The organism is Streptomyces swartbergensis, assembly GCF_002148965.1.
GTDB lineage: Bacteria > Actinomycetota > Actinomycetes > Streptomycetales > Streptomycetaceae > Streptomyces > Streptomyces swartbergensis.
On record NZ_NGFN01000148.1, the window covers coordinates 1 to 20,418 of the forward strand.

The 20,418-nt window shown below is 71.9% G+C and carries 10 protein-coding genes; 9 read left to right on the top strand and 1 reads right to left on the bottom strand.

From position 1 onward, the window contains the following. Positions 1 to 58 precede the first annotated feature (58 nt). Positions 59 to 1,381, bottom strand: coding sequence for a cation:dicarboxylate symporter family transporter (locus tag CA983_RS23000; RefSeq protein WP_086602786.1), 1,323 nt, complete (start codon positions 1,379 to 1,381; stop codon positions 59 to 61). A 214-nt stretch (positions 1,382 to 1,595) separates the two neighbouring features. Between CA983_RS23000 and CA983_RS23005 the strand changes: the two genes are divergently transcribed. The 9 genes from CA983_RS23005 to CA983_RS23045 form a co-directional block, all read left to right on the top strand. Further along, positions 1,596 to 2,276 carry a response regulator transcription factor gene (locus CA983_RS23005; RefSeq protein ID WP_244207061.1) on the top strand — a complete coding sequence of 227 codons (681 nt, stop codon included), beginning with the start codon at positions 1,596 to 1,598 and terminating at the stop codon, positions 2,274 to 2,276. 1 nt (position 2,277) lies between these two features. Next, positions 2,278 to 3,789, top strand: a complete 1,512-nt coding sequence (locus CA983_RS23010) for a sensor histidine kinase (RefSeq protein WP_143645537.1) — start codon at positions 2,278 to 2,280, stop codon at positions 3,787 to 3,789. Beyond that, on the top strand, positions 3,783 to 4,427 hold the full coding sequence (locus CA983_RS23015; RefSeq protein ID WP_086602789.1) for a helix-turn-helix transcriptional regulator: 645 nt from the start codon (positions 3,783 to 3,785) through the stop codon (positions 4,425 to 4,427). The genes CA983_RS23010 and CA983_RS23015 overlap by 7 nt, the downstream gene beginning before the upstream one ends. Positions 4,428 to 4,513: 86 nt before the next feature. Further along, positions 4,514 to 5,266 carry a succinate dehydrogenase gene (locus CA983_RS23020; protein WP_086602790.1) on the top strand — a complete coding sequence of 251 codons (753 nt, stop codon included), beginning with the start codon at positions 4,514 to 4,516 and terminating at the stop codon, positions 5,264 to 5,266. Positions 5,267 to 5,780: 514 nt separating this feature from the next. Next, positions 5,781 to 6,131 carry a GYD domain-containing protein gene (locus CA983_RS23025; RefSeq protein ID WP_244207064.1) on the top strand — a complete coding sequence of 117 codons (351 nt, stop codon included), beginning with the start codon at positions 5,781 to 5,783 and terminating at the stop codon, positions 6,129 to 6,131. Between the two features lie 112 nt (positions 6,132 to 6,243). Next, the gene (locus tag CA983_RS23030) at positions 6,244 to 11,499 is read left to right on the top strand and encodes a type I polyketide synthase (RefSeq protein ID WP_158101881.1); all 5,256 of its coding nucleotides are present in this window, start codon (positions 6,244 to 6,246) and stop codon (positions 11,497 to 11,499) included. Beyond that, the gene (locus CA983_RS23035) at positions 11,496 to 14,945 is read left to right on the top strand and encodes a MupA/Atu3671 family FMN-dependent luciferase-like monooxygenase (RefSeq protein ID WP_086602793.1); all 3,450 of its coding nucleotides are present in this window, start codon (positions 11,496 to 11,498) and stop codon (positions 14,943 to 14,945) included. Before CA983_RS23030 ends, CA983_RS23035 begins: the two co-directional genes overlap by 4 nt. Continuing rightward, positions 14,942 to 18,373, top strand: a complete 3,432-nt coding sequence (locus tag CA983_RS23040; RefSeq protein ID WP_086602794.1) for a non-ribosomal peptide synthetase — start codon at positions 14,942 to 14,944, stop codon at positions 18,371 to 18,373. The genes CA983_RS23035 and CA983_RS23040 overlap by 4 nt, the downstream gene beginning before the upstream one ends. Continuing rightward, positions 18,370 to 20,418: condensation domain-containing protein (locus CA983_RS23045; RefSeq protein ID WP_143645538.1), on the top strand; the 2,049-nt coding region annotated here is incomplete at its 3' end. The genes CA983_RS23040 and CA983_RS23045, both read left to right, overlap by 4 nt.

Sequence of the window (20,418 nt, forward strand, 5' to 3'; positions counted from 1 at the left end):
GCATGGGTGGGCATACGGGTGGAAAAGCGAGGGCGTGCGTGGTGTTTTTCCGGGTGGGTCAGTCGTCGGAAATGCGGACCTCGACGACGGAGGTGTCCTCGCCGGGCCGGTCCGGTTCGACAGGACGTCGCGCCGACAGCGTCAGGTGCAGTCGATCGAGGTCGAGTTGTCCGGCCCACCGGGTGATGACCAGGGTGGCGACCGCGTTCCCGATCAGGTTGGTGATGGCCCGGAACTCCGACATGAAGCGGTCGATGCCGATCAGCAGGGCGATCGCCGTGAGCGGGAACGAATGGGTGAAAGAGACCGTCGCGACCAGCGTCAGCAGCCCGGAACCGGTGACACCGACCGCCGATTTGGACATCACCATCGCCAGGACGACGAAGAGGAACTGGTCCGTGGGGGAGAGTGGATTCCCTGTCACGGCGGACACATAGACCGCGCCCAGCGTGAGGTAGATGCAGGTGCCGATCAGGTGCAGGGACTGGCCGCCGGCCATCAGGGGGGCGCTCGTCGCCCGAGGAACTCCCGCCAGTTCCAGCTTGCGCAGGACGCGGGGGAAGACCGGGCCCGAGGACGAGGTCCCGATGACCAGCAGTATCTCGTGCCGTAGGTACCTCAGCAGGCCGAGCAGCGACCAGCCGTGCAGCCGCGCCAGCAGACCCAGCCCGCCGAGGACCACGACGGTGCAGGTGAGAGCGAAGGTGAGGAAGAGATAGAGCTGCCCGCTCAGATGCATCACACCGAACCGGCTGGCGGTGTACGCGCTGCCGGCGAAGGCGGCCAGCGGGGCACAGACGAGGACGAGGCGTACGGCACAGAAGAGCAGGTGACTGCACCGGTTGATCAAGTCCAGTACGGGGACGACCCGTTCACCTCCCAGGATCATCGCACCGCCGATCAGCGCTCCGACGCACAGCGCGTGCAGCGGATTTCCACTGGTGAAGGCGGAGAAGAAGCTCTCCGGGAGGAGGGTGTCGAGGCCGGTGGAGAAGTCCTCGACCTGGTTCCGCAGTGAGGCGACCTGATCGGCGGCTTGCTCCTGCGGGACCTCCCGGAGAGGCAGCAGGGAGAGCAGGTTTCCGACGAGCAGCCCGATGACGAGGGCGGCCGCGGTGGCCGCCTCGTAGTAGATCAGGGCCTTCAGCGAGAGGTGGCGCATCTGACGTCCACTGCCCAGCGAGGCCATGCCGCCGGCCACGGTGGTGAAGATGATCGGCGGAATCAGCAGCATCATCATGGACACGAAGCCGTCGGCGACCACGTGCAGACGAACGGCGAGTCCGGGTGCCGCGGCCCCGAAGGCGGCGCCGAAAATGAGGCCCCACAGTACCCAGGCGGTCAGCGACCTGGGCGCAGCTTTTGTCAGGAACCTCCACATCGCGCGCACTATCCCCTTCGCGAGCCCCGTTGGCGTCCCGGAGTGGCTTACCGGGCCTCCGACAGTAGGGCGGCAGTGAAAGAAACGTGCTTGTACATCTGTAACACAACGTCAAAAGTTTGTAGCGGGCACGACATGTGGGATGTCTGACGTACGTTGACTTACGTCTCACAGTCATATGTTGACCAACGGGGGTCGTATGAAGGTGTTGCTGGTGGAGGACGACGCAGAGGTGGCGAGCGCCCTCACGGAAGGACTGGAGGACCACGGCTGGACGGTGGACCATGTGTCCACCGGCCGGGCGGCGTTACGGGTGCAGGACCCGGGTGAGGTCATCCTGCTCGACCTCAACCTGCCTGACATGGACGGGCTGGAGGTGTGCCGGGGGCTGCGCGATGTCCGCCGGGCCCCGATCATCGCCGTGACGGCGCGGTCGGACGAGATGGACAAGGTGCTCTGCCTGCGCCTGGGCGCGGATGACTACGTGGTCAAGCCGTACCGGCTGCAGGAGCTGCTGGCGCGCATGGTCGCGGTGGTGCGCCGCGCACACGGGACCCAGGAGGAGCGCGCCGACACCGTCGTCACCCAGGGGGCGTTCAGCATCGACCGGGATCGCCGCGAGGTGCGGGTCATGGGGCGTCACGTGCACCTTACACGCAAAGAGTTCGACCTGTTGGTGCTGCTCTCGAGCGCTCCGGGCCGGGTGTTCTCCCGGGAGTTTCTGCTGGCGGAGGTGTGGCGCCAGGAGTGGATGGGCAGCGGCCGGACACTGGACACGCACGTCGCGAGCCTGCGGCGGAAGCTCGGCAGCACGGAGTGGATCAGAACGTCGCGCGGGGTGGGGTTCAGCTTCCACCCGCCGTCGGACCTGACGCCCGAGATATCCGATGCGTGAGATGTACGGGACGGTCCAGGCCCTGGTGGTCGGTGGCGTCCTCATCAGTTTGCTGGTACCGCTCGGTTTACTGCTCGGCGAGAACATGGTGGACGGCGCGGTGCAGGACATGCACCGGACGGGCCGGGAGGCGGCTCCCGGGCTGGTCCGGGCCCTGGCGCGAGAGTCCCCGGAGAAAGCCGACGAGGCGGGCCTACTGGCCGAACTGGCCCGCGTGCATGGTGCCAGTGCCGTCGCGCGGAGGGCGGACGGCACGGTGGTGACGTCGCCGGGAACTCCTGCCGACCTGGTGGCGGAGGCGAAGCGGCTCTCCCCGCGGGGCGGCACCCGCACCGTGGAGCTGCCGCGCGGGATGCCGCCCGGCGGCCATGAGCGGATCGCCGTGGCGAGCGCTCTGGGGCCGGCCGGGACCTCCGGAACGCTCCTGGTGGAGAAATCCGCCGCCGGATTGCGTGGCGAGATCCTTATGGCCTGGTTCGCGCTGGCGGCGCTGGTGCCGGTCGGCACCGCGCTGTGTCTGCTGCCGGTGGTGGTGCTGCGCCGCCGGGCGCAGTCCTCCCTGGAGCGGCTGCGGGACACCACACGGTCGCTGTCCGAGGGTGCGTTCCATGTCCGGGTCGACACCGATGCCGCCGCTCTGCCCGCCGTGCGCGAACTCGCCCGGGACATCAACCAGTTGGGATCCGTGATCCAGTCCGCAATCGAGGAGCAGAGGCACTTCCTGACGGACGTGGCCCACCAGCTTCGCAACCCAATGGTCGCGCTGCGCCTGCGGCTCGAGAACCTGCGCCCCCATCTCGCGGACGCGGAGGGGGCGCGCATCGGCCGCGCGCTGGCCGATGTGGACCGGCTGGACCGCACGCTGACGGATCTCCTGGAGCACGCCCGGTCGGCGCCCGACGTGCCGGGTGTCCAGATCGAGAACGTGTGCGGTGTCGCCGAGAACTGCGTGTGGGGGTGGGCGCCGGTCGCGGAGGCGCGCAGCGTCCGGCTGAAGCTGAGCATGCCGCGTCGGGCCTGGGCCATGACCAGGATCGGTGCGGTGGAGCAGACCCTCAACGTGCTGCTGGCCAACGCCTTGAAATACGCGCCCGAGGACAGCGTGGTGGAGGTCCGCGTCGAGCGGGTGGACGGCGGCTTGCGCATCTCGGTGCGGGACCAGGGCCCAGGACTGTCCGACGTGGAAAGGAAGTTGGCGCTGAAGCGCGGCTGGAGCCGGGACGCGTCCGGCGGCAGCGGTATCGGGCTCTCCATCGCCACCAAGCTCATCGAGTCCTCCGGGGGACGGCTCCGGCTGAGGTCCTTGGCCTACGGGGGCCTGGAGGCAGTGGTGTGCCTGATCAGCGCGCTGCCGATGGAGGACGGGCCGCCCGGGGCGGAGGCGGCCGACGACAGCGCCGCCCGCACGCCCCCGGCCCAGGGGCCGCCCGGCCCAGCGTGCCCCGCACCCGATTCGCCTGTCGTGCGCCCGCCGGACGCGACGTCCCTCGATGAGGACCGGAAGTCATGCTGAGCCCGCTGTCCGCTCCGCGCCTCCGTACCGTTGAGGAACTCCGGTCCGCGGCCCGGGAGGTCGTCGGTGAGAGTACGGGCGAGGTCTTCTGTTACTGGAACTACGCCTCGGTGGAGGAGCCGCTGCTGGAATCGGTTCACCGCAGTGGCCTCCACTTGCGGGAGCGGGCGGGGGAGGTGCGCACCGTGCTGCCCCGCACGGTGCTGCTCACTCCGGAGATCGCCGACTTCGTGGACTGGCACCGGGCGTGCGGGTTCCAGGTGGGGGCGAGCGCCGGACTGCCGCCGGGAGCCATGCTGTTGACCGACGCGGGGGCGCTGGTCACCACGGCGTTCGACGAGGGGTGCGACTACGCCTGGATCCGGGACGGGCGGGTGCTGGAGGCGTTCCGCGCACTGGCGCGCATGCTGTGGGGACGGGCCGACGCCGTCGTCGAGGCGGGTGACCAGTCCCTGGGCGCGACGGACCGCAAGGTGCTCCTGATGCTCACTCAGGGGGCGACCGACCGTGTCATCGCACGGGAGTTGGACCTCTCGGACCGCACTGTGCGGCGCATTGTCGCCAGCCTGCTGGAGCGCCTGGGGGCACGCAGCCGGTTCGAGGCGGGCATGCTCGCCGCCGCGCGTGGCTGGGTGTGAGGGGCTGCACGGATAGGTTCTGCCTATGATCACTACAAGATCTATGATTTGGACTTATCGTCATCCGGCTCCCTAGGTTCGCTCCCATGGCAACTGATACGGGCGTGCGCCCCGAGCGGCAGAAGGCGGAAGGCGGCTCTCTCCGAGGGCAGCGGCGGCCACGGACGAAGCTGGGGCTGCTGTGGCGCTCCACGATCGGCAAGAAGACGGTGATGGCGGTCACCGGTCTGATCATGGTGGGTTACCTTGTCGTGCACATGATCGCCAACCTCAAGATCTTCTTCGGTGCGGAGGAGTTCAACGCTTACGGCCACTGGCTGCGCGTGATGGGCGAGCCCTTCCTGCACCGTGGGTGGGGGTTGTGGACGGCGCGTGTGGTGCTGCTGGCGGCTGTGGTGCTGCACGGAGTGTCGGCGTACCAGCTCAGTCGCCGGGACCTGAAGGCCCGTGCCACCCAGTACGCGCACAAGCGCGGGCGCGCCAGTTACGCGACGCGCACCATGCGGTGGGGTGGGGTGATCCTGGGGCTGTTCATCGTGTGGCACGTCCTGGACATCACGACGGGCACCGTGCACAGCGGTGAGTTCCAGGAGGGGCGTCCGTACGAGAACGTGGTGGGGACCTTCTCCACCTGGTACGGCAATGTCATCTACATCGTGGCCATGCTGGCGATGGGTCTGCACGTCCGGCACGGCTTCTGGAACGCGGCGCAGACGCTGGGCGTCGGCAACGCCCGCCGGGACAGGGTTCTCAAGGCGGTGGCGAACACCCTCGCGGTGATCCTGACGGTGGGCTTCGTGTCCGTGCCCATCGCGGTCATGACCGGCTCGGTGGGCTGATGATGTCGCCGAACGAGTACACCGGTTACTCGGTCGGTGAGCCGGCGGTCGCATGCACACGCTGATCGTCCTGGCTCACTCGATCGCGGCGCGGGGCGTGTCAACGCCGCGAAGAACCACCGGAACGACGGCGACTCGGTGCACCGGCCCCCGCCCACACCGCCCCTGCTGACCGAGGGCCGGGCTGACACCTTCGTGCGGCAGCCGCACCAGGGCGGGCGGCGCCAGCGCGGGCGGTACGAGGACGGGCGGCTCGTGTACCGCCCGTCCGGGCGGGAGCCCCGCCCTCCGGGCCAACGGTCCTGACCGCGTCGCGACAGCCGATGTCGTCTTGCTGACACGGCGCTTGTCCCCTCGAACCGTGCGTCGGCAGCATGGCATTTCAAAATGCCGGGCCGTGGCAACGGGGGTTCCACTGAATGTCGAGCGCCCAAGTCCGGCCCCGAGACGAGTGATTCCGGTTGCTTCGCCACTCTGTCTGACCCACTCCGGGAGGGGCTTTTCCGTGCAGTACATGATTCTCGCGCGCTATTCACAGGACGTGGTGGAAGGCGTGCTCAAGGACCCGCAGGCGATTATCGCCAGGGACGAGCACGCTTTTAAGTTCTACGGCTCGCTCGGCGGCAAGGTCGTCAACTACTGGTTCACCCGCGATGTCGAATACCACTTCGCGGTGGTCGTCGACTTCCCGGACGCGGAGGCCGCGCACGCCGCCGTGCTGACCGGCTACTCCACCGGTGCCTTCACCGAGGGCAAGCTCATCCCGCTGGCCTCGGCCGACGAGATGGTCGGCGCGCTCAAGCGTGCCGCGCCCGCCGTCGACCTGTTCTACCCGCCGACGGAGCCGCAGGACGCCTCGGCCTGACCCCTGGGGCCTGTCTCGGGCAGGTGGGGCACGCCCCACCTGCTCGCCTTCCGTTCCAGCACGCACTGCTCCTGAAAAGCACCGCGCGGAGCCCGCCTTCAGAGAGGTAGACGTGAGCGGTATTCGTCGAACAACGCCGCCGGGCGTCCAGGCCCGGGATCTCGTGGAACTGCTCCGGCAGCGGGGCGAAGAAAACGGCCGACGCGCCGCATTCACCTTTCTCGCCGACGGTGTGACGGTCTCGGAGCGACTGAGCTACGCGGATCTCGACCGGAGGGCGCGTGCCATCGCGTCGCATTTGCTGACCCTGGGCGATCCGGGCGACCGCGTGTTGATGCTGTATCCGTCGGGTCCGGAATTCGCCACCGCGTTCTACGGCTGCCTCTACGCGGGGATGACGGCCGTTCCCGCCTATCCGCCGCGCTCCGACAAACACGCGGCGCGGCTCAACGCCGTCGCCGAGGACTGCGGGGCCTCGATCATTGCGGCCCCCGGCCGGCTCTGCGACACGCTGGTGGACAAGTACGCCCCCAACGCCCGCTGGGCGCCGACCGACCGTGTTCCGCTCGAGGCCGCCGACGACTGGCGTCACCCGGACATCACCCCGGACGACCTGGCCTTCCTCCAGTACACCTCCGGCTCGACGGGCAACCCGAAGGGGGTGATGCTCAGCCACGCCAACCTCCTGCACAACCTGGAGCTCATGGCCCGCGCCATGGGACACAGCGAGAGCCCCGTCTATGTCTCCTGGCTGCCGCTCTTCCACGACATGGGGCTCATCGGCCATCTGCTTCAAGCCCTCTACTGGGGGAGCGAGCTGGTCTACATGCCGCCCGAGGCGTTTCTTCAGGAGCCGGCCCGCTGGCTGCGCGCCCTCAGCGACTACCGGGGCACCTTCAGCGCCGCGCCGAACTTCGCCTTCGAGTTGTGCGTCCGCCGCACCCGCCCCGAGGACCGCGCCGGACTGGACCTGAGTCACTGGCGGCTGGCCCTCAACGCGGCCGAGCCGGTACGCGCCGACACTCTCGCCCGCTTCGAGGCGATGTACGCCGAGCACGGCTTCCGCCCCGAGTCCTGGCACCCGGCGTACGGACTCGCCGAGAACTCCGTGTACGTCTCCAGCGGCCTCCCGGACAGCGGCGCCGTCATCGTCCATGTGGACGGGGCGGAGCTGGAGCACGACCGGATCGTGGAGGTCGCGCCGGGCACCGCGGGCTCCCGCGCGCTCGTCGGCGCCGGACACGCCCGCCACGGACAACGGACCGCGATCGTCGACCCCGCCACCCGGCGTGCCCTCGACGCCTACCAGGTCGGCGAGATCTGGATCAGCGGCCCCAGCGCGGGGCAGGGGTACTGGGGCCGGACGGAGGAGACCGCCGCTACCTTCGGCAACCGCCTCGTCGACGAAGGGGAGTCGAGCTGGGTCGCCACCGGTGACAAGGGATTCCTGACGCCGGACGGGGAACTCGTCATCACCGGCCGTATCAAGGACATGATCATCGTGCGGGGGCGCAACCTCTACCCCCAGGACATCGAGCGCACCGTCGAGACCGCCGACCGTGCCTTCCGGCCCGGCTGCACCGCCGCCTTCTCCGTGGAATCCGTGAGCGGCGAGGAGCGCGTCGTCGTCGTCCAGGAGGTGCGGGGCGAGGACGCGGACGCCGAGCGGATCGGCCCCGCCGTGGCTGCGGCCGTCGTCGCAGAGCACGATGTGCCGCTGCACGCGCTGGTGCTGCTGCGCACCCGCGCCATCCCCAAGACCTCCAGCGGCAAGCTCGCCCGCCGTGCCGCCCGCAAGGGCTATCTCGAAGGAACCCTGGACGCGCTGGCCACCTGGACCGCACCGGGGACGGCGCCGCGCCCCGACACCGAGGGGGACGGGCCGGGTGCCGACGGGGACCAGAACGCGTTGGTACGCCGGATCCTCGACGCCGTCGCCGAGCACACCGGCTTGGCCGTGGACGAGCTGGACCCGACCGCCAACTTCCACATCTATGGGGTCGATTCGGCCTCCGCCGTGGCGATCTCCGGCGCGCTCCAGCGGGAGCTGGGCCGCCGCGTGCCCGCCGCCCTCCTCTACCAGCACCCGACGGCTGAGGCCGCCGCCCGCCACCTCGCCGGACGGAGTGCCGGGCACGAGGCGGGCGCGCAGGCCGCCCCGCGGACCGGCACGCCCGCCGCGCCGGCCGCGGCCGAGCCGATCGCCGTCGTCGGCATGGCCTGCCGCTTCCCCGGCGCCGAGAACACCGAGGAGTTCTGGACGCTGCTGCACGGCGGCGGCGACGCCGTCACCCCGGTGCCCGCCGACCGATGGGACGCGGAGAGGCTCTATGACCCGGAGCTCAAGCGGGACGGCACCGCCAGTACCCGCTGGGGCGGCTTCCTCGGGGACGTCGCGGGATTCGAGCCCGAGTTCTTCGGCGTCTCGCCCGCCGAGGCGGTGGCCATCGATCCCCAGCAGCGGCTCCTCATGGAGGTCGTCTGGGAGGCCCTGGAGAACGCGGCGATCGTCCCGGCCGACCTCGCGGGCAGCGACACCGGAGTCTTCGTCGGCATCAGCAACAACGACTACAGCCGGCTCACCGCCGGAGCGAAGGGCGCCCTGGGCGCGTACTACGGCACGGGCAACGCCCTGAGCGTCGCCGCGAACCGGCTGTCGTACCTCCTCGACCTGCGCGGTCCGAGTCTTGCTCTGGACACCGCGTGTTCCTCCTCGCTCGTCGCCGTGCACCAGGCGTGCGAGGCCCTCCGCCGTGGGGAGTCCTCGCTGGCGGTGGCCGCCGGGGTCAATCTGCTCCTCGCCCCCGACCTCACCGCGGTCTTCTCCCGAGCCCAGATGATGGCGTCCGACGGCCGCTGCAAGGCGTTCGACGAGCGCGCCGACGGCTACGTGCGCTCCGAGGGCTGCGGGGCCGTCATCCTCAAACCGCTCTCGCTGGCGCTGGCCGACGGCGACCGCGTGCTCGCCGTCGTACGGGGCTCGGCCGTCAACCAGGACGGCCGCTCCAACGGCCTGACCGCCCCGCACGGCCGCGCCCAGACGGAGGTCCTGCGCACTGCCTGGAGCGCCGCGGGCATCGCTCCGCGTGAGCTGGGCTACATCGAGGCCCACGGCACGGGCACCGCACTCGGCGACCCCATCGAGTACGAGGCCCTGACCGAGGCGCTTTTGACGGAGCCGGCCGCCGAGGGGGACGCCGCCGGGCCCTGCTATCTCGGATCGGTGAAGACCAACATCGGCCACCTGGAGTCCGCGGCTGGTATCGCCGGTTTCATCAAGATCGTCCTGGCTCTTCAGCACGACACCGTGCCGCCGCACCTCCACCTCACCCGACTCAACCCCCACATCGATGCGGCCGGTTCGCCGTTGGAGATCCCCACCGCTCCTCTGGCCTGGCCCGAGGACCGGCGTACCGCCGGGGTGAGCGCCTTCGGCTTTGGCGGGACCAACGCGCATGTGGTGCTCTCGGCGGCGCCGACGCCGGCCGCCGTCCCCGGTACCAAGGAGGCACGGCGGCCTGAGGCGCTGCTGCTCTCCGCGCGGACCCCCGAGGCCTTGCGTGACCTGGCGGCCCGCTACGCCGACCGGCTCGCCCGGACCGGCAGCGGCCCCGGGGATCTGGCTGATCTCGCCTGGACCTCCTCCCAGGGCAGGACCGCTTTCCCGGAGCGGCTCGCCGTCACCGCGGATTCTGCCGAGGAGGCCCGTGCCGCCCTGGAGCGCTTCGCCGCCGAGGGCAGGCCCGCGGCCGCGGTCGCCCGTGGCCGCGCCCCGCGCAAGGCCCCCGTGATGGCCTTCCTCTTCACCGGCCAGGGCTCCCACCGGGTGGGCATGGGCACCGAACTGCACCGTGAGTGGCCGGTGTTCCGGGAGGCGTTCGACCGGTGCGCGGCGCTGCTGAAGGAACGCTTCGGCTTCGACCTGCACCAAGTCGTGCGGGACGAGGAGTCACTGGCGCGCACCGAGTACGCCCAGCCCGCGATCTTCGCGACGGAGTACGCCCTGGCCCAGCTCTGGCGCTCGCTCGGTGTCGAGCCGGACTACCTGTTCGGGCACAGCGTCGGCGAGTTCGTCGCGGCCACCCTCGCCGGGGTGTTCGCGTTGGAGGACGCGCTGGCTCTGCTCGGCACCCGCGCCCGGCTGATGCAGGGCCTCCCGCCGGGCGGCGTGATGTACGCCGTGCGGGTGAGCGAGGAGCGCGCGCTCGCGGCCCTCGCCCCGTACGCCGACGAGGTGGCGCTGGCTGCCGTGAACGGACCGGGCGAGGTCGTGCTCTCGGGCGCCGCCGCCGCGGTCGCCAAGGCCGTGGACGACCTGGCGGAAACGGGCGTCGTCGCGCAGCAGATCCGTACGTCGCACGCCTTCCACTCACCGCTCATGGACCCCGTACTGGAGGAGTTCCGTGCCGCGGCGGAAGGGGTGCGGATGCGCGCTCCCCAGCACCCGGTGGTCTCCTCGCTGACCGGCCAGCTGATCGGACGCCGCATGGCGACCCCGGACTACTGGGTGGAGCAGCTGCGCGGCACCGTCCGGTACGCGGACACGATCGCCACCCTGAGCCATGAGGGGTGCACGGCGGGCATCGAGGTCGGGCCGGACGCGGTGCTCGCTCCGCTGGCCCGGCGCGCGGTGCGGCGTGAGTCCGCGAAGGGGCAGGGACAGCCCGGTTCGGTGTGGCTGGCCTCGCTGCGCTCCGGGAGGCCCGAACAGCGCGCGCTGCTGGACGCGCTGGGCGCCGCCTGGGCGGCGGGCGTGGCCGTGGACTGGGCGCGGGTGCACTCGGGGCGGCCGACCGCGCTGCCCGGCTACCCCTTCCAGCGCCGCAGGTTCTGGCTGCCCGACACTCTGGAGGCAGCGCCCGCCGACGGCGTCGTCCTCGCCGGGGAGCCCGGCCGTCATCCTCTGCTGGGGCGGCGTATGGAGGGTGTGGCGGCCGATCCCGGCAGGCATGTGTGGCAGCGGTCGCTCGCCCGCGACCAGGTCGCGGTCCTGGACGACCACGTCATCCAGGGGCGGGTCGTCGCACCGGGCACCAGCTACATCGACATGGCGCTCGCCGCCGCCCGCGAGCTCGCGCCGGGCGTGCCGTACCGCCTCCAGGACGTCGCTTACCACAGCGTTCTGAGCATCCCGCCGGACGGCGCGCGGATCGTCCAGGTCGGACTGCGGGACGGCTCCGACGGAGCACTGGCCTTCACCGTGCACAGCAAGGCCGAGGGCGACACCGCCACCAAGTGGACCCAGCACGCCTCGGCCCGCATGGTGCCCGTACAGCACGTGGGGAACGGGCAGCGCGGGCGGCACGGGGAGAGCGCGAAGAGCGCGAAGAGCGCGGAGAGCGCGAAGAACGGGGAGAGCGCGTCATGAAATTCAGCCTGATGTTCTTCGCCAGTGACGAGAACGCGCTGGCCGAAGACGCCCGGTACGACATGCTGCTGGAGAGCGCCAGGTTCGGTGACGCGCACGGCTTCGAGAACGTCTGGGTTCCCGAGCGGCACTTCACCCCGCTCGGCTCGCTCTACCCGAACCCGGCCCTGCTGCACGCCGCCCTGGCGCGCGAGACCAGCCGGATCGGGCTGCGCGCGGGTAGCGTGGTGCTGCCCCTGCACAGCCCGCTGCGGGTGGCCGAGGAGTGGGCCGTCGTGGACAACCTGTCCGGCGGCCGGGCCGGGATCTCCCTCGCCTCCGGCTGGAACCCGAACGACTTCGCCTACTTCCCCGAGCGGTATGCCGAGCGCTCCCGCCACCTTGAGGAGGGCATGGAGCAGCTGCGCGCGCTGTGGCGGGGCGAGGCGATCACCGCGACCAGCGGCACCGGCGAACCCGTCAGCCTGCGCACCTACCCGCGCCCCGTCCAGCGGGAGCTGCCGCTGTGGCTGACGGCGGCCAGCTCGCCCGCGAGCTTCGCCCGGGCCGGGCGGACCGGGGCGAATCTCCTCACCCACCTGCTCGACCAGGGCGTGGACGGGCTCGCCGAGAACGTCGAGGTCTACCGCAAGGCGCGGGCCGATGCGGGTCTCGACCCCGCCTCGGGCCGGGTCACGGTCATGCTGCACAGCTTCGTGGGCGCCGACGCCGAGACCGCGACCGAGCTGGCCCGAGACCCCTACTGCGCCTATCTGAAGGGGAACATGGGCCTGCTCAAGGGACTCGCGAGCAGCCGTGGCCGGGATTCCGCCACGGACATCGAGGCCCTGCCGGAGGCGGAGCTGACGCAGTTCGCCGGCTTCCTGTACGACCGGTTCGCCTCCTCCCGCTCGCTGATCGGCTCGCCCGAGTCCTGTCTGCCGCTGGTGCGCCGGCTGGCCCCGTTCGTGGACGAGGTCGCCTGCCTGCTGGACTTCGGCCCCACCACGGCGCAGGTGCTCGACGGGCTGCCCCACCTCGACCGGCTCCGTCGGCTCGCGGAGCAGGATCCGCAGGTCCGTGAGGCCGCGGTGGACCGGACGCTGCCGGAGCCCGCGAGCGCCGTGGCGCGCATTCCGGCCGCCTCCCCCTCGCCGCCCGCCTGGGAGGACGACCCGGAGGTGGTCAAGGCCCGGTGCGGTCACACCGTCGAGGTGGCGGAGTTCTTCGACCACGTCGAGCGGGCGGGTGCCGCCTACGGCCCCCGGATGCGATGCCTGGAAGGGATGTGGGTCGGCGACGGCGAGGTCCTGGGCCGGCTGACTCTGCCGGCCCGGTGGGCCGAGGAGGGCTATGTCTTCCATCCGGCCCTCCTCGACAACGCCTTTCTGCTGCTCGGGGCGCTCGCACCCGGCGCCCTCAGCGGCAGCGGGGCGCTCACGCTCCCCGTCGGCGTCGGCACGCTGGAGCCGTACCGGCAGCCGGTGGGCGAGGTCTACTCCCATGTGGTGCGCACCCCGGCCGCCGAGACGGGTGACGAACTCCTCGCCGATGTACGGCTCTTCGACGCCGAGGGGACCGTCGCGTACGCGCAGGGGCTGCGGATGCGCCTGGTGGACCCCGAGGACGGCGGCGGGGCCCCCGGCCGCGACCTGTGCTACCGCACCGACTGGACCGCGGTGTCCGCCGCGCGCGCGGCGGACACCGAGTCCGGGCGCTGGCTGGTCCTCGCCGACATGGCGGGCACTGGCGAGGCGCTCGCCACGGCCCTGCGGGAAGCGGGCGACTCCGTCGATGTCGTACAAGCCGACGCTGCCTCCGATGCCGCCCGCATCCGCCAGGCCCTCTACGGCGCCCTCGCGGACGGGCCGCTCAAGGGCGTGGTGCTGGCCCGGCCGCTGGACGCGCCCGACCTCCCGGACGCCACCACCGACCAGGTCCGTGCCGCACAGCAGAGCGGCGCCGAGGCCGCGCTCGCCCTGGTGCGCGCCTGCCTCGACGTGGATGTCCCCACGCGCTGCGGGCGCCTGTGGCTGCTGACTCGGGGCGCCCAGCCGGCGGGAGGAACGGCCGTGACCGCCGCGGGTGTCCTCCAGGCCCCGGTCTGGGGACTGGGCCGGGTCCTGGCCGCCGAACACCCGGAGCTGTGGGGCGGCCTGATCGACCTCGACGCGCGGACGGCGCCCGACGAGGCGGCCTCCGCCACGCTGCTGAGCGCCGTCCTCACCGGCGCGCGCCCCGACGAAGGAATCCCGGTCGACGACCAACTCGCCGTACGTGACGGCAGTTTGCTCGCAGCCCGCCTGGTCCGGGCCGAGGAGATGGCGGCCCCGGCCCCCGCCGCGCCGGACATCGACCCGGACGGCACCTATCTGCTCACCGGCGGCCTCGGCGACCTCGGACTGGCCCTGGCCGGGTGGCTGGCCGAGCGCGGGGCGCGCCATCTCGTACTGGTCGGCAGGCGCGGGGTGAGCGACGACACTCAGCGCGTGGCCGTGGACGGACTGACCGGCCGGGGTGTCCGCGTGCACATCGCGGCGGCGGACGTGGCGCGGGCCGACGACGTCGCGGCGCTCCGCGCGGAACTGGAGCGCGAGGGCCTGCCCCCGGTCGTGGGTGTGGCGCACCTGGCGGGCATCGCCCGCGGCGCCATGCTCGCGGGGCTGGACGTCGAGCAGCTGCGCGAGGTGGCCGAGCCCAAGGTCGCCGGGGCGTGGAACCTGCACCGGGTGTTCGGGGACGCCTCGCTGTTCCTGCTCGTGTCGGCGCTGCCCGCGGTCTTCGGGCCGGTCGGCGTCGGTGCCGCCAACTACGCCGCGGCCAACGCCTTCCTGGACGCGCTCGCCCACCACCGGCGCGGCCGGGACACGGACGCCGTCGCGCTCGGCTACGGCCCCTGGAACGGGATCGGCCTCGCCGTGCGCGAGGGCGGCCTCGACCAGTTGTCCCGCCTCGGCGTGGGCAGCATGGCACCGGCTGAGGCCCTCGACGTCTTCGGCCGTGTGCTGGCGCGCCGGCCCGCCCAGGTCACGGTGGCCCGCCTCGACTGGCCCGAGGTCTTCACCGCCCTGCCCTCCGCCCGCGCCACCGGCCAGTTCGCCGCGTTCCTCGACGAGTTCGGCGGCACCGGCGGCTCCGCGCAACTGCTGGAGCGCTGCGCGCAGGTAGAACCGCAGGAGCAGCGGATGATCGTCGGCGACTACCTCACCGAGCGGCTTGCCGCGGTGCTCCAGACCGGGGCGGAGGACATCGACCCGCAGGTGCCCGTCGTGGAGATGGGCCTGGACTCGCTGATGGCCCTCGAACTGCGCGTCCGCGTCAAGGCCGACCTGGGCGTCGTGGTGCCGATGGTGCGGCTGCTGGAAGGGCCCAGCGTGGAGCAGCTCACGGACCACGTGCTGGGCCTGCTCACCGAGGTGCTCGGCGCACTGGACGGCGACGAGGAACGAGAGGAGATCACGCTGTGAACGGGGACCTCGTCAAGACGGCGGACACCGCGGAAGGACCCGAGCGGCTCGCGGAGCTGCTCGGGGAACTGCGTCGCGCACGCGTCCGGTTACGTGCCGAGGGCGACCAGCTGCGGGTCTCCGCGGCCAAGGGGGCCCTCACCGCCGAGCTGCGGGACGAGCTGCGGGCGCACAAGGAGGGGCTGCTCAGCCATCTGCGGGCCGAGGCCGCCGCGGAACAGCCGGTCCGGCCGCTGCCGCGCGACGGCCGAGCCTTCCCCCTGTCACTGGCGCAGGAATCGCTGTGGCTCCTGGACCAGATGGAGGGCCACCAGCCCACGTACGTCCTCAGCGGCAAGGTCCGCCTGACGGGACAGGTGCGCGTCGAGCGCCTCACCGACTGCCTCAGCCACCTCGTCCGGCGCCACGAGTCACTGCGCACGGCGTTCCGGGCCGGCGCCGACGGAGCGCCCGAGCAGACCCTGTGTCCGCCGGCCCCGCTGCCGCTGGTCCACGAGGACCTGAGCGGCCTCACCGACCAGGAGCGGGACGCCACCCTGGCCCGCCTCGCCGAGGAGGTCGCCCGCGAACCCTTCGACCTGGCGGGCGGGAACCTGCTGCGAGCCGTCCTCGCGACCATCGCGCCACAGCAGGCGTACCTCTTCCTGGCCGTGCACCACATCGCCGCCGACGCGGCCTCGCTCGGCGTCCTCTTCGACGAACTGTTCACGCTGTACGCGGCGGACACGAGCGCCCTTCCCCCGCTCTCCGTCCAGGCCATCGACGCGACGGAGTGGCAGCGCGCCGCGCTCTCCCCGGTGACCGAGGCCGAACAGCTGGCTTACTGGAAGGACCGGCTCGACGGCGCGCCGCCGCTCCTGGAGCTGCCCGCGGACCGTCCCAGGCCGGTCAGTCAGTCGTACCGCGGCGGCACCGTGCCCTTCGTCCTGGACCCCGCGACGACGGCCCGGTTGCGCGAGATGGCCGCCGGGGCGCAGGTCACCCCGTATGTCGCGGTGCTCGCCTTGTGGGCGGTGCTGCTCGGCCGGCACGCGCGCACCGACGACGTGGTGATCGGCACTCCGGTCAGCAACCGGGAGCGCCCCGAAGTAGCCACCCTCGTCGGCTTCTTCGTCGGCACGCTGCCGCTGCGCATCGACCTGTCCGGCGATCCCGATTTCACCGGTCTGCTGCGGCGGGTCCAGCGCACCTTCCTGGAGGGCTTCGAGAACCGGCAGGTGCCCTTCCAGCGGATCGTCGCAGCCCTGCGGCCACACCGGTCGCCGAGCCACGCCCCGGTCTTCCAGAACATGCTCACGTACTACGAGACCCCGCTCGGCGACATCCGGGCCGGGGAGCTCACCGCCCGCCGCGAGGAAGTACACAACGGCACCGCGAAGTTCGACCTCACCCTCTTTGTGGAGGACCAGGGAGAGCGACTTTCGTGCTCGCTCGAGTACGCGGCGGACCTCTTCGACCGGGACACCGCCGAGCGGCTGGCCGCGACCTTCCAGCAGCTCGCCGTGTCCGCCGTCGAGGGCCCCGGTACCGAGGTGTCCCGACTCGCCCTGCTCACCGCCGAGCAGCGCGACCACTTGGTGCACGGCCGCAACGGCGCGCACCGCGAGGTGGATCTCGACCGGCCCGTGTACCGATACCTCTCCGAGCGGGCGGCGCAGAGCCCGGACGCGACCGCCATCGAGCACGCCACCGAGTCATGGACGTACGCCAGGCTGGAGGCGGAGAGCAACCAGCTCGCCCGGCTGCTGGCCGAGGAGGGCGTCGGCCGGTCCACTCTGATCGGGCTGTACGCCCACCGCTCCATCCGGCAGATCGTCGCAATGCTGGCGATCCTGAAGACGGGCGCGGCGTTCCTCCCCCTGGACCCGGACCATCCCGCCGACCGCACCGCCGGAACCCTCGACGACGCCCACTGCCCGCTGCTGCTGAGCGACGCACCGCTGGACACGACCGACGGCACCCGCCTGCTGCGGCTCGACGAGCTGGACTGGTCGGACCGCGACGGGGCCGAACTCGCCACCGTCACCGGGCGCGACGACCCGATCTACACCATCTACACCTCCGGCTCCACCGGCCGCCCCAAGGGCATCGTGATGCGGCACGGTGCCCTCGCCAACCTGCTGGCCTGGCAGACGGCGGCCTTCCCCTTCGCAGCCGACGACCGGACGCTCCAGTTCAGCCCCCTGCACTTCGACATCTGCATGATGGAGACCTTCGGGACGTGGGCGGCCGGCGGCACGGTCGTCCTGGTCGATGCCGAAACCCGCCGAGACGCGCTTCAGTTGCTGCCCTGGCTGGTGGAGCGAGGCATCACCCGGCTCTTCCTGCCGTACGTCGCGCTCCAACAACTCGCCGAGGTGGCAGCCGTACGCGAGCAGTGGCCGACCGCGCTGCGGGAGGTCTTCTCCGCCGGTGAACAGCTCCACATCACCTCGGAACTCCGCACCTTCTTCACCCGCACGGAAGCCGTCCTGCACAACCAGTACGGCCCCTCCGAGGCCCATGTGATCACCTCGCACACCCTGACCGGCGCGCCCGACCAGTGGGAGCCAGTGCCCCCGGTGGGACGGCCCGTGGACAACGTGCGCGTCGTCCTCCTCGACCGGCACGGCGAGCCGGTACCGCAGGGCGTCGCCGCCGAGGTGTGCGTCTCCGGACCGTGCCTGGCCCTCGGCTACCTGGGACAGGACGAACTGACGGCCGCACACTTCGTACCGGACCCGTACCGGCCCGGGGAACGGATGTACCGCACCGGCGACCTGGCGCGCTATCGCGGTGACGGCGCGATCGAATATCTGGGCCGCATCGACCACCAGGTCAAGGTGCGCGGCTTCCGGGTGGAGCCCGGTGAGATCGAGGCCGCCCTGCTGAGCCACTCCGGCGTCCGCGAGGCCGTGGTCGCGGCCCGTGGCCAGGGCGCCGAACAGGCCCTGGTCGCCTGGGTGGTGACCGCCGGGCAGGACCTGACGCCGCACGAGTTGCGGCGGCACTGCGCGGACCGGCTGCCCGAGTACATGGTGCCCACCCTGTACGTCACGCTCGACGCGCTGCCGCTGACCGTCGCGGGCAAGGTCGAGCGCAAGCGCCTTCCAGCGCCCGTGGTGGAGCGCGTCGGCGGGGCGGAGCCGAGCACGCCGCTGGAGAAGTCCGTCGCCGCCGTCTTCGCCGACGTCCTGGGCGTCGGCTCGGTCGGACGTGACGACGACTTCTTCCGGCTGGGCGGCCATTCACTCGCTGTGACCCGGGCCGCGCTGCGGCTCAGCGAGGAGCACGGCGTCGGCCTCACCGCTCAGGTCGTGTTCGCCCGGCCGACCGTGGCCGGAGTCGCGGAGAGCCTGGAGACCCTGCTGTGGGCGGCGGCCGGACCCGCGGCGCGTAACCCGGACTCGCCCGGTACCACGGCGGAGAGGGAAGAGGGAGAGCTGTGACATCACCGGTTGAACTCCTCGCGGAGCTGCGCTCCCGTGACATCCGCGTCTGGGAGGACGAGGGACGGATCCGTTTCAGCGCCCCGCCCGGCGCTCTGGACGAGGAACTGCGCGCCCGGCTGTCCGCCCGGCGTGACGCCCTGATCGGCCTGCTGCGGGAGGCGCGGGGCGACGGCCCGCGCACACTTCCACCGGTCACGCCCCTCGACCGGGACGCCGGTCCGCTGCCGCTCTCCTTCGGGCAGCAGCGCATGTGGGTGATGGCCGAGATGCTGCCGGACAGCGGTGCCGCCGCCTACGTCCTCGCCGGCCGGGTCACCCTCGACGGTGAGCTCGACGACACCTGCGTAAGCGCGCTGCGCCGGGCCCTCACCGAACTGGTCCGGCGCCACGAGGCCCTGCGCACCGTCATCTCCGTCGCCCACGAGCAGCCGGTGGCCCGGGTCGTCGACGTCCCTGAGGTGGCGCTGCCCGAACGCGCCCTCGCCGAGGTCGAGTCGGTCGAGGAGCTCGCCGCCGCCGAGGCCCGGCGTCCCTTCGACCTCAGTGAGGCCCCGCTGCTGCGGGCGGTACTGCTGCGCGAGACCCCCGCGCGGGCCCATCTGCTGCTGTCGGTCCACCACATCAGCGCCGACGCCTGGTCGCTCGGCGTCCTGTACCGCGAACTGTTCGCCCTGTACCGCGCCTGCCTCGAGAACGAGCAGGGCGCGACCGGCCACGGTGACGTCGCGGGCGGGCTGCCCGAACTCCCCGTCCAGTACGCCGACTACGCCGCCTGGCAGCGCGCCCACCTCACCCCCGAGGCGCTGGGCGACGAGGCCGAACACTGGAAGCGGCGCCTCGACGGGCTGCCCGAACTGCTGGAGCTGCCCGCCGACCGGCCCCGCCCCGCCGCGCAGTCCTACCGTGGCGCGGCCGTCCCCTTCCACCTGGACGCGGCTCTCCGCGACGCGGTGCAGGAGCTGGCGCGCGCCCATGGCTGCACCCCCTTCATGGTGCTGCTGGCGTCCTGGTCGGCGGTGCTGTCACGGCTGAGCGGCGCGGCCGACCTGGCGGTCGGCACTCCGGTGGCCGGACGGCTGCGCCCCGAGGTGGAGCCGCTGATCGGCTTCTTCGTCAACACCCTGGTGCTGCGCGTCGACGCCGCCGACGACCCCGCCTTCGAAGACCTGCTGGCACGGGTACGGACCACCGCGCTGGATGCCTTCGATCACCAGGAGCTGCCCTTCGAGCAGCTGGTGGAGGTCCTCCAGCCGCCGCGCACCCTCAGCCACAGCCCACTGTTCCAGCACATGTTCATCCTCCAGAACGCCACCTCCGAGGCCCCGCGCCTGCCGGGCCTGGAGTGCCGTATGGAGGAAGTGCACACCGGCACCGCGAAGTTCGACACCACGCTCCTCGTCGAGGAGGCGCCCGACGGGCTGCGCGGCTCCCTGGAGTACGCCACCGACCTGTACGACGCCGCCACCGCCCGCCGATTCCTGGGCATCTGGCAGACGCTGCTGCGCCACGCGGTGTCCGCCCCCGCCACCCGGCTCTCCGCCCTGCCGCTGCTGACCGAGGAGGAGCGCGGCGCCCTCGTCGAGGCGGGCCGCGGCCCCGCCGTCGAGTTCCCCGCCGTCACCGTCCACACCCTGGTCGAGCGGCAGGTCGCCACCACCCCCGACCGGCCGGCGGTGGTCCAGGGCGACACGTGCCTCACCTACGCCGCCCTCGACGCGGAGGCAGACCGGCTCGCCCGGGTACTGCGCGCCCGCGGTGCGGGCCGCCACACGGTGGTCGCGCTCTGCCTGCCGCGCACCCCCGCGCTGGTGACCGCTCTGCTGGCGGTGCTCAAGTCCGGCGCCGCCTACCTGCCGCTGGACCCCACGGCACCGCCCGAGCGCACCGCGTACATCCTGCGCGACGCAGGCGTCCGGCTGCTGCTGAGCGACTCGGCGCTACTGCCCACCCTCGACTGCCCGGATGACGTCGAGCCCCTCTGCCTGGACACACTCGACACCCTTGACGTCGCGACCCGCCCCGACGACCCCGCAGCCCCTGAG

Bases quoted from the DNA above. Each gene is read 5' to 3' on its own strand.
- CA983_RS23015 (WP_086602789.1), top strand. From the start codon at position 3,783: ATGCTGAGCCCGCTGTCCGCTCCGCGCCTCCGTACCGTTGAGGAACTC.
- CA983_RS23000 (WP_086602786.1), bottom strand. From the start codon at position 1,381: ATGTGGAGGTTCCTGACAAAAGCTGCGCCCAGGTCGCTGACCGCCTGG.
- CA983_RS23025 (WP_244207064.1), top strand. From the start codon at position 5,781: ATGATTCTCGCGCGCTATTCACAGGACGTGGTGGAAGGCGTGCTCAAG.
- CA983_RS23035 (WP_086602793.1), top strand. From the start codon at position 11,496: ATGAAATTCAGCCTGATGTTCTTCGCCAGTGACGAGAACGCGCTGGCC.
- CA983_RS23010 (WP_143645537.1), top strand. From the start codon at position 2,278: ATGTACGGGACGGTCCAGGCCCTGGTGGTCGGTGGCGTCCTCATCAGT.
- CA983_RS23020 (WP_086602790.1), top strand. From the start codon at position 4,514: ATGGCAACTGATACGGGCGTGCGCCCCGAGCGGCAGAAGGCGGAAGGC.